This is a genomic window from Streptomyces sp. NPDC001351, assembly GCF_042896045.1.
Lineage (GTDB): Bacteria > Actinomycetota > Actinomycetes > Streptomycetales > Streptomycetaceae > Streptomyces.
Map to the genome: position 1 here is coordinate 132,431 of NZ_JBIAWS010000020.1, position 14,387 is coordinate 146,817.

At 69.3% G+C, this 14,387-nt stretch carries 12 protein-coding genes and 2 pseudogenes; 6 read left to right on the forward strand and 8 right to left on the reverse strand.

The window, feature by feature from the left end; translation table 11 throughout:
* Nucleotides 1–143: 143 nt before the first annotated feature.
* On the reverse strand, nucleotides 144–776 hold the full coding sequence (locus tag ACFY1U_RS45705) for a hypothetical protein (RefSeq protein WP_390699993.1): 633 nt from the start codon (nucleotides 774–776) through the stop codon (nucleotides 144–146).
* A gap of 250 nt (nucleotides 777–1,026) precedes the next feature.
* Between ACFY1U_RS45705 and ACFY1U_RS45710 the strand changes: the two are divergent.
* Nucleotides 1,027–1,182 (forward strand): annotated as a pseudogene (locus ACFY1U_RS45710) (SulP family inorganic anion transporter); the annotation flags it as partial.
* Between the two features lie 90 nt (nucleotides 1,183–1,272).
* Here ACFY1U_RS45710 and ACFY1U_RS45715 read toward each other — a convergent pair.
* Genes ACFY1U_RS45715 through ACFY1U_RS45730 form a run of 4 tightly spaced genes read right to left on the reverse strand, consistent with a single transcriptional unit; the run spans nucleotide 1,273 to nucleotide 5,952 of the window.
* Entirely contained in the window at nucleotides 1,273–2,196 is a 924-nt protein-coding gene (locus tag ACFY1U_RS45715; RefSeq protein WP_390699994.1) for a carbamate kinase, read from the reverse strand.
* 3 nt (nucleotides 2,197–2,199) lie between these two features.
* Nucleotides 2,200–3,201, reverse strand: a complete 1,002-nt coding sequence (gene argF / locus ACFY1U_RS45720) for an ornithine carbamoyltransferase (protein ID WP_390699995.1) — start codon at nucleotides 3,199–3,201, stop codon at nucleotides 2,200–2,202.
* A gap of 18 nt (nucleotides 3,202–3,219) precedes the next feature.
* On the reverse strand, nucleotides 3,220–4,434 hold the full coding sequence (locus ACFY1U_RS45725; RefSeq protein WP_390699996.1) for an arginine deiminase: 1,215 nt from the start codon (nucleotides 4,432–4,434) through the stop codon (nucleotides 3,220–3,222).
* 27 nt (nucleotides 4,435–4,461) lie between these two features.
* Nucleotides 4,462–5,952: an APC family permease gene (locus tag ACFY1U_RS45730; protein WP_390699997.1), complete on the reverse strand. Its 1,491-nt coding sequence runs from the start codon at nucleotides 5,950–5,952 to the stop codon at nucleotides 4,462–4,464.
* A 561-nt stretch (nucleotides 5,953–6,513) separates the two neighbouring features.
* On the opposite strand from ACFY1U_RS45730, the pseudogene ACFY1U_RS45735 reads away from it, so the two are divergent.
* Both ACFY1U_RS45735 and ACFY1U_RS45740 read left to right on the forward strand, forming a co-directional pair.
* Nucleotides 6,514–6,970 (forward strand): annotated as a pseudogene (locus ACFY1U_RS45735) (Crp/Fnr family transcriptional regulator).
* Nucleotides 6,971–6,995: 25 nt separating this feature from the next.
* The gene (locus tag ACFY1U_RS45740; RefSeq protein ID WP_390699998.1) at nucleotides 6,996–7,700 is read left to right on the forward strand and encodes a CBS domain-containing protein; all 705 of its coding nucleotides are present in this window, start codon (nucleotides 6,996–6,998) and stop codon (nucleotides 7,698–7,700) included.
* A 34-nt stretch (nucleotides 7,701–7,734) separates the two neighbouring features.
* Here the strand turns inward: ACFY1U_RS45740 and ACFY1U_RS45745 are convergent, their stop codons facing one another.
* The gene (locus ACFY1U_RS45745) at nucleotides 7,735–8,313 is read right to left on the reverse strand and encodes a VOC family protein (protein WP_390699999.1); all 579 of its coding nucleotides are present in this window, start codon (nucleotides 8,311–8,313) and stop codon (nucleotides 7,735–7,737) included.
* 406 nt (nucleotides 8,314–8,719) lie between these two features.
* Nucleotides 8,720–9,412 (reverse strand): response regulator, encoded by a 693-nt coding sequence (locus ACFY1U_RS45750; RefSeq protein WP_390700000.1) that lies wholly within the window; start codon nucleotides 9,410–9,412, stop codon nucleotides 8,720–8,722.
* A 377-nt stretch (nucleotides 9,413–9,789) separates the two neighbouring features.
* Between ACFY1U_RS45750 and ACFY1U_RS45755 the strand changes: the two genes are divergently transcribed.
* From ACFY1U_RS45755 to ACFY1U_RS45765, 3 genes are all read left to right on the forward strand, one after another.
* On the forward strand, nucleotides 9,790–10,200 hold the full coding sequence (locus ACFY1U_RS45755; RefSeq protein ID WP_390700001.1) for a hypothetical protein: 411 nt from the start codon (nucleotides 9,790–9,792) through the stop codon (nucleotides 10,198–10,200).
* Nucleotides 10,201–10,441: 241 nt separating this feature from the next.
* A complete protein-coding gene (gene adhE / locus ACFY1U_RS45760; protein ID WP_390700002.1) occupies nucleotides 10,442–13,129 on the forward strand; it encodes a bifunctional acetaldehyde-CoA/alcohol dehydrogenase in 2,688 nt (895 codons plus the stop codon).
* 214 nt (nucleotides 13,130–13,343) lie between these two features.
* Nucleotides 13,344–13,808 (forward strand): pyridoxamine 5'-phosphate oxidase family protein, encoded by a 465-nt coding sequence (locus tag ACFY1U_RS45765; protein ID WP_390700003.1) that lies wholly within the window; start codon nucleotides 13,344–13,346, stop codon nucleotides 13,806–13,808.
* Nucleotides 13,809–13,908: 100 nt separating this feature from the next.
* On the opposite strand, the gene ACFY1U_RS45770 is transcribed toward ACFY1U_RS45765, so the two are convergent.
* Nucleotides 13,909–14,253 (reverse strand): universal stress protein, encoded by a 345-nt coding sequence (locus ACFY1U_RS45770; protein ID WP_390700004.1) that lies wholly within the window; start codon nucleotides 14,251–14,253, stop codon nucleotides 13,909–13,911.
* Nucleotides 14,254–14,387 lie beyond the last annotated feature (134 nt).

Here is a 14,387-nt window from a genome sequence, read left to right on the forward strand (position 1 = left end):
CGGGAACCCGAGGGGACCCGATTCCAGCGTCGTGTTCGGGGGTTCTCCAGGGCAGGGCCGCTGGTCCTTCAGCCGGGACCATCGGCCTCGAAACACAGGCCAGTGGGACGGACCGGGCGAGGTCCGTCCCACCACGGACGGGGTCAGCGCAGCCAGGTGTGGTCGCGGACGATCGACAGCCCCGCCCACCACCGGCCAAGGCCCCAGGTGGCGCCCGCGCCCGCTGCCGCCACGGCGATCAGCGCGACGGCGTAGATCACGTGGTAGTCGGCGAACGGGTTGGTCGACATGCTCGGCGCGCCGTTGGACAGGTGCCTGGCCGGCGGCCACTCGGCGAGCCACATCAACGCCATCATCGCCGCGCCCGCCACCGCAGCCGGACGCAGCGCCACGCCGGCCATGACCGCCGCGCCGATGCCGAGAAGGCCCAGCATGAACAGCCAGTCCGCCCACCCGTCACCGGCCCAGGAGTGGAACGTCGACTCCATCGGTCCGGCAGCGACGGAACTGAGGAAGCCCTTCGTCGGCGACCCGCCGTCGATCCAGCCCTTCCCGGAGGCGGTCGCATAGCCCAGGCCGAAGGCCTTGTCCAGGAACGCCCACAGGAAGACGAACCCGGTCAGGATGCGCAGGGAGGCGAGGGCGTAGAGCTGCGCGGTGTGCGTGCCGAGACGTGCCGACACGGCGGACTGGAAGCCAGAGCCGGTCCGGGGCCAACGGAGAACGGCGGACAGGTGGAGGCCCGGGCGCCGATGAGAGTGCTCGTGCACGGCCATGGTGGTGATCCCTTCGGGGATGTGTGAACCGTCGTGTCGTTGACGTCTCTCACCCTCGTCCGGCGCCTGACGCCACACCCGATGCCGAAGGTCTCCATCAGTTGGGCTGAACGTCCCTGCCTCCAAGGCGCGTTGGGCTGGAGGTGCCAGAACCGGGCAGGTGGAGCGCCGGGCGGGTTTCGCGGATGATCGTGCAGCCATGGGGTGCTGGGCCCAGACGGAGAGGGGCGGAACATGGCTGAGGACTCGGGTGAACGACTGGTGCGGTGGCGTCCGGCTCGTGCCGGGCGTCAACGTCCTGATCGGTTACCGGCGTTCGTGGCTGAAAGGCGACCTGCTGGCCGGCGTGACTGTGGCGGCGTACCTCGTGCCGCAGGTGATGGCGTACGCGGGTGTCGCCGGGCTGCTGACCCCCCTGATGACGGCCGCAGTCATGGGCCCGGCGGACCAAGGGACCGGTCCTGGAGGCGCGGCTCGGAGGCGAGCCGCTTCGCTGTCACCCGACCGTGAGGTCCGGCCGGATCAGCGTGCCAGACCTGCCGTGGACGATCTCGTACGCCGCGTCCAGGGCGCCGATCGCGGCCAGGCCGCCGGTGTGCTCGACGAAGCGGGCAGCCGCCTCGGTCTTGGGGCCCATCGAGCCGGCCGGGAAACCGCCGTGCCGCAGGTCCTGGGGGGTGGCGTCGAGCAGCGGATGCTGGTCGGAGGTGCCGTAGCCCTCGTAGACGTAGGGGACGTCGGTGAGGATGAGCAGGAAGTCGGCTTTGATGTCCTCGGCGAGCATGGCCGCGGTGAGGTCCTTGTCGATGACGGCTTCCACGCCGGTCAGTGCGCCGGTGTCGCGGTCGGCGGTGACGGGGACCCCGCCCCCGCCGGCGCAGATCACCAGCGTCCCGCTGCTGAGCAGTTCGTGGATGGTGTCGGTCTCCAGGATGCGTTCGGGTGCGGGTGAGGCGACGACGCGCCGCCAGCCGGTGGTGTCCCGGGCGATGCGCCAGCCCCGCTTGCGGGCCAGCTTCTCGGCCGACTGGCGGGAGTACACCTGACCGACGAACTTCGTCGGCCGGTCGAACGCGGGATCGTCGACCCGGACCAGGGTGTGCGTGACGAGGGCGGCGATCCGATGCCCGGGCAGAGCGTCGTGCATGGCACGGGCGAGCAGCGAGCCGATCATGCCCTCGGTCTGGGCACCGAGCAGATCCAGCGGGTAGGGGTCGCTGAGCGCGGGGTCGGCCGCGCTCTCCATGGCGAGCAGGCCGATCTGCGGGCCGTTGCCGTGGGTGATGACCAGCTCGTGTTCATGGGCGAGGGTGGCCAGGGCGGTGGCGACCCGGTCGACGTTGGTCTGCTGGACGGTCGCGTCGGGGCGTTCACCGCGGTGCAGGAGGGCGTTGCCACCCAGGGCGACGACGATGCGCATGGCTCAGTCCTCCAGGGTGGCGACGAGCACGGCCTTGATGGTGTGCAACCGGTTCTCCGCCTGGTCGAAGACGATCGAGGCGGGCGAGGAGAAGACCTCGTCGGTGACCTCGAGGCCGTTCAGGCCGTAGGCCTCGCACAGCTCCTGGCCCAGCCGGGTGCGATGGTCGTGGAGAGACGGCAGGCAGTGCATGAACTTCACGTCCGGGTTGCCGGTGAAGGCGAGCGTCTTGTCGTTGACCTGGTACGGCAGCAGCAGCTCGATCCTCTCCCGCCAGGTGTCCGCGGGCTCTCCCATGGAGACCCAGACGTCCGTGTGCAGGAAGTCGGCGCCGCGTACGGCGGTCTCGACGTCCTCGGTGAGGGTGATCCGCGCCCCGCTCCGGTCGGCCAGGTCGTGGCATGCAGCGACCAGCGTGGCTTCCGGCCACAGCGCCTTGGGCGCGGCGATGCGCACGTCCATGCCGAGCAGGGCGCCCATCGACAGCAGCGAGTTGCCCATGTTGTTGCGGGCGTCTCCCAGGTAGCAGTAGCTGACGTCCGTGAGCGGCTTGGCGCTGTGTTCCCGCATCGTGAGCATGTCGCACAGGCTCTGGGTGGGGTGGGCGCTGTCGGTCAGGCCGTTGTATACGGGGACGCCGGCCTGGGCGGCGAGTTCGGTGACGATCGACTGGGCGGAGCCCCGGTACTCGATTCCGTCGAACATGCGGCCCAGCACGCGGGCGGTGTCGGCGACGGACTCCTTGTGGCCGACGTGGGTGTCTCCGGGGCCGAGGTAAGTGGTGCGGGCGCCCTGGTCGGCGGCGGCCACCTCGAAGGCGCAGCGGGTGCGGGTGGAGGTCTTCTCGAAGATCAAAGCGATGTGCTTGCCGGTCAGCCGTGCCTGTTCCCCGCCGGCGCGCTTGGCCGCCTTGAGGTCGTGGGCGAGATCGAGGAGGTGGTGTATCTCGCGGGCGGTGAAGTCGAGTTCGCTCAGGTAGGAGCGGCCTCGCAGGTCGATGGTCATGGTGTTGTCCTCGTGGGCTCAGACGATCGGGGCGCGTTCGATGGGGCAGCTCATGCAACGGGGCCCGCCTCGGCCTCGGCCGAGTTCGGCCCCGGCGATGGTGACGATCTCGATGCCGTGCTTGCGCAGATAGGTGTTGGTGGTGACGTTGCGCTCGTAGCCGACGACCACGCCCGGCGCGACGGCGAGGAAGTTGCTGCCGTCGTCCCACTGCTCGCGCTCGGCGTTGCGGATGTCCTGGGGTGCGGAGAGCATGCGTACCTTGTCCAGGTCGAGGGCATCGGCGAGCGCGGTCGCGAGATCGGAGTTCGTGGTGACGTCGAACCCGGTCTCGCGGCTGTCACTGGGCCGCAAGGTCCACGAGCGCAGGGAGTCGGCGAGGCCGGGGTAGATGACGAACGTGTCGCGGTCGACCATGGTCAGCACGGTGTCCAGGTGCATGTACGCACGGGCCGCGGGCAGTTGGACCGCGATGAGCTGGCTCGCCGTACCGGCTGCGAAAAGCCGTGCGGCCAGGTTCTCCACGGCCTGGGCGGTGGTCCGCTCCCCCATGCCGACCATGACTGCGCCGTTGCCGAGGATGTGGACGTCCCCGCCCTCAAGAGTGCCGACGGCCCCGTCCAGAAGGGGTGCGGGCGCGACGCCGGCGAACATCGGGTGGAACCGGTAGATGGCCTCGGCGTGCAGGGACTCGCGGCGCCGGGCGGGCTTGGCCATCGGGTTGACCGACAACCGGTCGTACATCCAGCAGGAGTTGTCGCGTGGGAAGAGGTGGTTGGGCAGCGGGGCGAGGGCGAAGTCGTCGGCGCCGAGCGCGTTCCACACCAGGCTGTGCGGGCTGGCGAGCGGCAGGTCGCTCTTGAGGAGGCCGCCGATCAGATAGCCGGCGAGCGTCTCACCGTCCAGCTCGGCGCACAGCTCGCGCACCGGGTCCATGAGGGCCGGGCCCACGGTGCCGGGAGTGACGACCCGATGCAGAAGCCAGTCACGCGCCTCCGGGACGTCCAGAGTCTGCGCCAGCAGACCGGCGAAGTAGTGGACCCGGGCGCCGTGGTCGCGCAGGACCTGGGCGAAGGCGTCGTGCTCCTCGCGGGCCCGCTTGGCCCACAGGATGTCGTCGAAGAGCAGGGCGTCGACGTTGCGCGGGGTGAGGCGGGAGAGTTCGAGGCCGGGGCGGTGCAGGATCACCTGGCGCAGCGGGCCTACCTCGGAGTCGACGTGGAAGGTGTTCATCGCGGAGGTTCCTCTGGGCTCGGGCGGTCAGTCGTGGTTGCGGAGGTCGTTCCGCTTCCGGGACCCGCCGATGCGGCTGGTACGGAGCCCCCGGGAGAGCCGCTGGGGCGGCGGGGGAGTTTCAGGTGCCCGCTCCTGCTGGACCGGGAGCGTCGCGGTCTCGGGCGCCGCGGCCTCGCCGAACGTGTCCTGGCCCCGCTTCAGCCAGACGTACACCGGCACACCGAGCAGCAGGACGAACAGGCCGTAGTAGACGGTCTGGTAACCGCTCCCCTGGATCGACCAGTACGAGAAGGCAAGGGCGAGCCCGGCGACGGCGATGTCACGGGCGAGCCTGCGAGGGCTGAGGCTGTCCCGGCCGCGCACCAGCAGCCAGTACAGCTGGGCGGCGGCGGAGAAGAGGTACGGGATCACGGCGGTCAGCACGCTGAGCAGCACGATCTTGGTGAAGACGTCGTCGAAGCGCGTGTAGCTGAACGCGGTGATCAGCGAGGCCAGCACCGTCGAGGCGACGATGCCGAAGGCGGGAACGCCGCCCTCGCCACGCAGCCGCGCGAAGGCCCTCGGGAAGAGCCCGTCGCGGGCGGCCGCGTACGGCATCTCCGCGCACAGCATGGTCCAGCCGTTGAGGGCGCCGATGCCGGAGATGATCGCCGCGACGGCGACGGTGTCGCCGGCCCAGCTGCCGCCGAAGATGTTGTTCGCGGCGTCGGTGAAGGGCGCGGTGGATGCGCCCAGCTTGCCGTGGGAGACGGTGCCGAAGACGGCGAGGGTGCCGAGGATGTAGATGACGGCGCAGATGAGCGTCCCGTAGACGGTGGCGCGCGGGACGTTGCGCCCGGGTTCGCGGACCCGGCCGGCGACGATCGAGGCCGCTTCCAGGCCGAGGTAGCTGAACAGGGCGATGGCGCCCGCGGCCGAGATCGCGCCCAGCGCCGACTGGCCGCTGGCGTTGAACGGGCCGAAGTTGTGGGCGTCGATGAACAGCAACCCGACAGTGGCCATGAAGACCAGCGGGACGAACTTCAGCACGGTCGTGATCACCTGGAACGCGCCCATGTTCCGGACACCGGTGAGGTTGATCGCGGCCGGAATCCACAGCCCGACCAGTGCGAGAAGCACCGAGACCCACTTGTGGTGCCCCGTGTTCACGAACACCTCGACATAGCCGACCCAGGCCACCACGATGGCCGCGTTGCCGGCCCAGGCCGTGATCCAGTACGACCACGCGTTGAGGAACCCGGCGAACTCACCGAAGGCCTCGCGGGCGTACACATATGGGCCGCCACTGTCCGGAACCCGCTTCGACAGAGCACCGAAGGTCATCGCCAGCGCGAGCGCGCCGAGCGTCACGGCGACGAACGCGACGAGGGAGATCGGCCCGTATGGGGCGAGGGCGGAAGGCAGCGCGAAGACTCCGGTGCCGATGATGCTGCCGATCACGAGCGCGGAGGCGGCGGGAAGACCGAGCGACGTCGTGGGCGTCGTCCCCTTTCCGCCTCCTGTGGTTCTGGGCATGACTGAGGCTCCTTACGACCGGTGTGGGTGAGTCCATCCGCGACTGATCTTTCTGCCCCTCGGCCGGACGCAGTCAGTGGCCACACGGCCCACGAGCGACCCCGATGGTCCCGCCGCTGTGGACCTGGCCAGCCCAACTCGTCCCCTTCCCGTTGCGCTTGGGCACAGGACACGGGTCGTTCGGTCCACGGAATGGTCCACCCAGCCCCATCGTCAGCACTGTGTCGGGCCCGACAATCGAGGGCAGGAGCTGCGGCCGGGCCCGCGACACGGCGTGTCGACCGGTCGACGGTGCCATGTCCCTACGGCTCGTTCGAGACGGGGTCGTTCTCCCGCACGCCCCAAGAGCCGCAAGGGCTTCCGCGCGAGTCTCGTGTTGGGGAGGCACGATCCTCGCGCCACGGCCGCCGCCCCCGTCGGCACGGGGGCGGCGGCCGTCTTCACTGCGATCTGCATCGGGGCCGAATGGCCCTGCTCCAGACCTGATGGCCCCTCGCCCGGGCCGAGCAGGCGCCACACGCTGGAGGTATCCGTCCGTACACGGCGACCGGGAGACCGGCCATGAACACCCCGAGCATGCTGCGCGCGCTGCCCACCCAGCACCGGCAACGGCTCATGTGTCTCGCACGGGAGGTGTCCTTCCCGCAGGGGGCGCGCATCTTCAACGAAGGTGCGCACGCGGACCGGTTCTGGATCATCCGCACCGGCTCCATCGAACTCGACACCCACGTACCCGGCCGACGCCGCGCCATCATCGAAACCCTCGGCCACAACGAACTCGTCGGCCTGTCCTGGCTGTTCGCGCCACACGTGTGGCACCTGGGCGCCACAGCGGCGACACCGGTACGGGCCTACGAGTTCGACGCCACGGCCGTGCGCTCCCTCTGCCAGGACGACCCGGCACTCGGCCATGCCGTCACCCCGTGGGGCCGGCGACGTACTGGCCCACCGCCTCCGCGCCACGAGGACCCGGCTGCTGGACCTCTACGCCCCCTACGGCGCCGGCAGCGCCGTGTGAGCGGGCCCCCGACGAAGGAGTCACCATGCCCAGTAGCCCGCACATCGTCAGCGACGTCATGTCCCACACGGTCGCCGCCGTCGGCCGCCGGGCCGCCTTCAAGGAGATCGTGCAGCTCATGCAGGACTGGAAGGTCAGCGCCCTGCCCGTCCTCGAAGGTGAGGGTCGCGTGGTCGGCGTCGTCTCCGAGGCCGACCTGCTGCCCAAGGAGGAGTTCCGCGACAGCGACCCCGACCGGGACACACAGCTGCACCGTCTGGACGACCTGGCCAAGGCCGGCGGCCTCACCGCCGAGGACCTCATGACCTCCCCCGCCCTCACCGTCCGCGGGGACGCCACACTCGCCCAGGCCGCACGAACCATGGCACACACCAAGGTCAAGCGCCTGCCCGTCGTCGACGACGTTGGCATGCTGCAGGGCATCGTCAGCCGCGCGGACCTGCTCAAGGTCTTCCTGCGGGAGGATGAGGACATCGCTGAGGAGGTACGGCGAGAGGTCGTGGCGAACCTCTTCCCTGAGCCGGTGTCAGCTGTGCGAGTGGAAGTAGGCAACGGCGTCGTGAAACTCATCGGCCACGCCCGGAACACATCCCTGGTTCCGGTAGCCGCCCGTCTGGTCCGTGCCGTCGAGGGCGTGGTCGACGTGGAGTTCGAGCTGACGCGCTCCGAAGCCGCGGCACAGTCAACCGCCACTCCTGCGGACGGCGGCGAGCAGCGCAACTCATTCTGATTGATCAGTACAACAGGCCCTGGAAAGCGGAGGGTTACCCCGTGACGTGGAACTCGTTCCCGCCGGCGTCGAGGAACTCGCCGGGTTCCCAGTCGCGTTGGGTGACCTCCAACCGCAGCCTGTTCCGCGCTTCCTTCGGCGCCGCCGGCGGCCCCATCACCAGCGAGACCGTACTGGCGGGACTCTGGCGCAACCGGACACCCCAGTCGTGGGACTCGACCGCGTGCCAGTCGGCCTGGTACTGCCAGAAGGCCCACTGTGCGTAGCGGTCCTCCTCCGCCACGTCGAGGCAGATCGCGACGAGGCCGGAGTCGGCAAGCACACCGGGGTGACCAGGACGCAGCACGCAAAACTCGTTGCCCTCCGGGTCGGCCAGCACGTCCCATGGGACGTCCCCCTGGCCAATGTCGACCTGCGTCGCACCGAGTGTGAGCAGGCGCGCCACCTCGGCCTCCCAGTCGGGCCCCCCGGCCAGGTCGAGATGGAGTCGGTTCTTGTGCGCCATCTTCGGCTTCGCGGTCGGCACGACCCGCAGTTGCAGGCCGCCCGTCTGGCCCCGCGTCGCATCCAACCAGAAGCGGTCCATACGCACGACATCCAGTGCGTCGATCACGATCCCAGTCAGCATCCCATTCCCCCAAGCCGTCAAACCGGTCCCGTGCTCATTGTGGCCGCCGCTGTCGGCGCCAGCCCTGGAGCCCCAGGTCGGGAGCACGCATCCCGGATACCCCGCCGACCAAGATCTCCGAACACAGGACCAGCAGCGCAACTCACTCTGAAACGATCAGTAAGGGAGGCGGCGGTTCAGGTAACACCAACAAGCTCTCTGCGAGGCCCCGTCGTACGGCTGGCGCGCCGAAGGCGCGACTCTACAACCCGCCCCATACATGGAGAGATGACGCCAACTACCGATCTCGAGGTTGGTGGACGGGCTGCCACCGGCTTCCAGGCCAATCTCGACGCAGTGTGCCGGAGGCGCCCGGCGATTCGTTCGTACGCATAACCCGTCAGTCCCCGGTTCAGTGCCCTTCCTGCCGCTTCCGGTCTTGGGCCTGGGTGGCGATGACGGCGGCCTGGATGCGGCGCTCCACGCCGAGCTTGGCCAGCAGACGGGAGATGTGGTTCTTCACCGTCTTCTCGGCAAGGTAGAGCCGCTGGCCGATCTGTCGGTTGGTCAGTCCTTCGCCGATCAGGGCCAGGATCTCCCGCTCCCGCTCCGTCAGGCCTTGCAGTCCGTCCGGCTGCTCTTCCTCCTTCTGGCCACCACGCAACCGGGCCATCAGCTGGGTGGTGGCACTTGCGTCGAGGAGGGACTGGCCGGCTGCCACGGTGCGTACGGCGGACACCAGGTCCGAGCCCTGGATCTGCTTCAGGACGTATCCGGATGCGCCCGCCATGATCGAGTCGAGCAGGGCCTCCTCGTCGTCGAAGGAGGTCAGCATGAGGCAGGCGAGTTCGGGCATGCGTGAGCGGAGTTCCCGGCACACGGTCACGCCGTCGCCGTCGGGCAGGCGGACGTCGAGCACCGCCACCTGCGGGCGCACCGCTGGAACCCGCACCAGCGCCTGCTCCATCGTGCCGGCCTCGCCGATCACGTCGATGTCCGGCTCGTCGTTCAGCAGGTCGCGCACCCCGCGCCGTACGACCTCGTGGTCGTCCAGCAGAAAGACCCGGATCGGGTTGTCGGCGCCGGACTGCTCGCTGTCCGCCATCAATCTGCTCCCTGTTTCTGCGTTGTGCACCGATGTCCGCTCGTGGACGGAATCGGCCCTCCGTACCGAGATCCTTTCTCGTATCCGGGCCGAAGGGCCAGGGCCGGTCGGCCCTGTTGTCCACCCACCGTGTCCCGCGGCCATGACCTACCGCTGCCGCCGAAGGGTGAAACGGCCGAACTCCTCCGCGCTCAAGACCCATAACCCTGCGCGCGGCGGAAGCCGGACGGTGCGACTGCGCTGCCCGAATCCTCTTCACGCCATCCCACAGGGTGAAGGTCCTGTGGCCCCACTACAGAGGCCTGAGAGCCCTGGGCCAGGACCCGTACTCGCTGAAGTCTGGAGCCGCTGCGAAACGATCAGAAGGAGCGGAGAACATGACTGCCAAGGACACCGGCACCCAGGCGACCGGCGCCGACGCCGTAGAGGTGCGCGTAGAGGGCGACGTGAGTGAGGAAGCAGTCGCATACGTCCGGGAGAAGGTCAACGCGGTCCTCGGCCGGCCCGGGCTTTCAGTCGCAAGCGGTGCGGTGAGGGTCGCCAAGGCGGTGGCGCACCACACCGAAAGGCCCTGGACCGCCGGCGCCGAGTTCATCGTGGGGAACACCCACGTGGTCGTGCACGCTCAGGAGGCGACGGCACACGAACTCGCGGACCGGCTTCAGGACCGGTTGCGCAGCCAGATGAACCGTGTTCTCCACCGCAAGGAGGAGGCTCGCAGGTCGGCGACTCCTCCTCCGTGGCGCGGCGGTCGCGCCGACAACGGCCGGGAACAAAGCCTTTCGTGATTCTCCGCCGCGAGGCGGTCAATCTCCTTCGCCTACAGGTGATTCGTGCACCTCGGCGAGGGAACTCCGGCCTGGCCGGTCCGGTGCCGGTCAGCCCCCGGAAGGGACCATCGGCACCTGGGAGCGGTGATCAGTCAGGACGAGAGTGAAGGCGTGAGCGGCACCGATCCCCCGCGGTGCCGCTCACGTCCGCACACCGTCGGCCACCCCCGACGGCTCTCGTCAACGGAGGCGCTCCCCAATGACCCGTCATGAGGCCGGAACCCAGGCAACGGCAACTGCCGACGCGCCGTCCGACATCGCCATCGCCGTGGATCGACTGGTCACGAACGGGCTCAAGGCACTCGCCGACTACGACTCCCTCACCCAGGATCAGGTCGATCACATCGTCAAGAAGGCGTCGGTCGCCGCCCTGGACCAGCACACGACGCTGGCCCGTCTCGCCGTGGAGGAGACCGGGCGCGGGGTCTTCGAGGACAAGGCGGCCAAGAACATGTTCGCCTGCGAGCACGTCACACACAGTATGGGTCCGATGAGGACCGTCGGTGTCATCGCCCGCGACGACATCGAGGACATGATCGAGGTGGCCGAGCCGGTCGGCGTGGTCTGCGCGATCGCACCCGTCACGAACCCGACCTCCACCACCGTCTTCAAGGCCCTGATGGCGCTGAAGACGCGCAACCCGATCGTGTTCGCCTTCCATCCCTCGGCCCAGCGGTGCAGCGCGGAGGCGGCCCGGATCATACGGGACGCGGCCGTCGCCGCCGGTGCTCCGGAGCACTGCGTGCAGTGGATCGAGACCCCGTCGGTGGAGGCGACCGGCATCCTGATGCGCCACCCGGGCATCTCGCTGATCCTCGCCACCGGCGGCAACGCGATGGTCCGGGCCGCCTACTCGGCGGGCAAGCCCGCACTGGGGGTCGGTGCGGGCAACGTCCCGGCGTACGTGCACAAGAGCGCGAAACTGCGCCGGGCCGTCAACGACCTGGTGCTGTCCAAGTCATTCGACAACGGCATGATCTGCGCCTCCGAACAGGCCGTCATCCTGGACGACGAGATCTACGACGCGGCCCTCGCCGAGTTCCGCACTCTGCACGCCCACCTGGCGACCGCCGAGGAGAAGGCCAAGCTGGAAGCCTTCCTGTTCCCGACCGGCCGCGCCACCGCGGGCTGCGAGCCCAAGGTCAACGCCGATGGCGTCGGCCAGAGCCCGGCATGGATCGCCGAACAGGCCGGCTTCACCGTCCCGGTCGACACCTCACTGATCCTGGTCGAGGCCGACGGGGTGGGCCCGGACGAACCGCTGACCCGCGAGAAGCTCTGCCCGGTGCTCGCCGTGCTGCGCGCCGGCTCCGAGCAGCAGGGCTTCGACCTCGCCGCCGACATGGTCGCCTTCCACGGCCGAGGCCACACCGCCGTCATCCACACCGAGGACCCGTTGCTGGCGGAGGCGTACGGCCGGCGCATGAAGACCGTACGGATCATCGTCAACGCCCCCTCGGCGCAGGGTGCCATCGGCGGCATCTACAACAGCCTGCTGCCGTCGCTCACCCTGGGCTGCGGCTCCTGGGGCCACACCTCAGTGTCCAACAACGTCTCCGCCGCCCAGCTGCTGAACATCAAGCGGGTCAGCGCGCGCCGCAACAATCTGCAGTGGTTCAAGGTCCCGCCGAAGATCTACTTCGAGCCGCAGTCCCTGCGCTACCTGTCCTCCATGCCGGACGTCCACCGCGTCACTGTTGTCACCGACGCCACCATGACCCGCCTCGGCTTCGTCGACCGCGTCAGCCGTGTCCTGCAGCGCCGCCATGAGCCGGTCACTCTCCAGATCATGGACAACGTCGAGCCGGAGCCGAGCATCGACTCCGTGCAGCGCGGCGCCCAGCTCATGCGGGACTTCCGGCCGGACACCATCATCGCGCTCGGCGGCGGCTCGCCCATGGACGCGGCCAAGGTGATGTGGCTGCTGTACGAGCACCCGGACATCGACTTCGCCGACATGCGGCAGAAGTTCTCCGACATCCGCAAGCGCGCCTTCCGCTTCCCGGTCCTCGGCACGCGGGCCCGGCTGGTGTGTGTGCCCACCACGTCCGGCACCGGCGCGGAAGTCACGCCCTTCGCAGTGATCTCCGACCCGGCCACCGGCAAGAAGTATCCGCTCGCCGACTACGCGCTCACCCCGAGCGTGGCCATCGTCGACCCGCTGCTGACCGCGGACCTGCCCCCGGCGCTGGCGGCCGACAGCGGCTTCGACGCGCTCACCCACGCGATCGAGGCGTATGTGTCCGTCTACGCCAACGACTTCACCGACGGTTTGGCCCTCCACGCGATCCGGCTGATCTTCGACAACATCGAGGCGGCGGTGAACGACCGCAGCGGTCGTCCTGAGGCGCGGGAGAAGATGCACAACGCCGGCACGATCGCCGGCATGGCCTTCGGCAACGCCTTCCTCGGCATCGTCCACGCCATGTCGCACACGCTGGGCGCCACCTTCCACATCGCACACGGCCGCACCAACGCGGTCCTGCTGCCCCACGTGATCCGCTACAACGGCACCGTCCCGGCGAAGCTCACAGGCTGGCCCAAGTACGAGAACTACCGTGCCCCGGAACGCTTCCAGGACATCGCCCGAAGCCTCGGCCTTCCTGCGTCCACCGCTCAGGAGGGCGTGGAGTCGCTGGCCGACGCGGTGGAGCGGCTGCGCGACGCCGTGGGCATCGAGCCGTCGTTCCAGGCCCTCGGCGTCGATGAGCGCGCGTTCCTGGACGCGCTGCCGCAACAGGCGATGAACGCCTATGAGGACCAGTGCGCGCCGGCGAACCCGCGCATGCCGATGCTCGACGACATGCAGGAGATCATGCGTACTGCCTACTCCTGGCGCGCGCAGGGCCGACGCGACGCGGACAAGGGACGAACGGCCCTGGCGTGAGGAGTTCCGGTGGCGTTCCAATGATCTGATCACGCCTGGCCGTGGTTCCCAACCGGGTTCCACGGACAGGCAGTCACTCATGTCGTGGAGGGTCGTCGCACATGCGGTACCGGCGCACCGGCCACGACCGCGGCGACAGGCGGTGCAGTCGCCTCGCCGCCGCCTCTGCCGAAGGCACACAGCAGTGAGCAACGAACCCGCACGGAAGCCGCCCATGACCATCAACGCCGCTCAGTCCCTCCCTGCCGGACCGCGCCGGAGTACCGAGCTGGACAGTGACGAAGCCCTGCGACTGCTGGGCAGCGTCTCCCTCGGCAGGATCGTCTTCACTCGTCACGCGCTGCCGACCGTCCGCCCGGTCAATCACGTCCTGGACCGCGGTGACATCATCATTCGCACCCACGAGGGCGCCGCCCTGACCGCACACGCAGGGCAGGCCGACGGCCGAGGCGTCGTGGTGGCATACGAGGCCGACTCCATAGCCCCGGACACCCACCTCGGCTGGAGCGTCGTGGTCACCGGCTACGCCCACCTGGTGACCGACCCTGACGAGCTGGCCCGCTACCAGGAGCTGCTCACTCCCTGGGTCAATCACACTATGGACTATGCAGTGCGTATCCACCCCGATCTGATCACCGCGGTCCGGCTCACGGCAGACCAGGAGTGCGACCCCGTCTGATGGTGGTCCAGTCGGAAAAGGGCTCGGCCGCGCCGACTCCGGCCGCGGACCACGCGCAGCGTCGCCGCGCGCTGCGAGGCGGCTTCGAAGGCGAATCCGATCACAGTGTCGTTCGGAGCCGAGAGTTGAGGCCCAGGAGGTCGCGGAACGGTACGGCCCCTGCCCCGGAGGGGCCGGGCTGGTGTTCGTCCTCGGGGCGCAGGGCGCCCCGGACGAGGACGACAGGCCGTCGGCTGCCGGCCACGACCGCTTGGGCGACCGACCCGACCAGGAACCCCGCTACGCCACCCAGGCCGCGAGAGCCCAGCACCAGCAGGTCAGCTTCCTCGGCCGCAGCGAGCAGGGCGGGGACGGGCTCCTCAACGAGACGGTCGGTGGTGATCCGCAGGCCGGGGTGGCGCAGCGCGATCGTCGCCTCGGCCTCGCGAAGCATGCGGTCCGCCAAACCCCTCTCCTCCTCCGGGCTCAAGGGCGGCTGAGGTACTCCGCCCTGGGACGCGTACCTGGACGGTTGCCGCCCAAGGGCGTGGACGAGGCATCTCGGCCTCCTTCAAGGTCACGAACTCAGTCTTGAGGCGG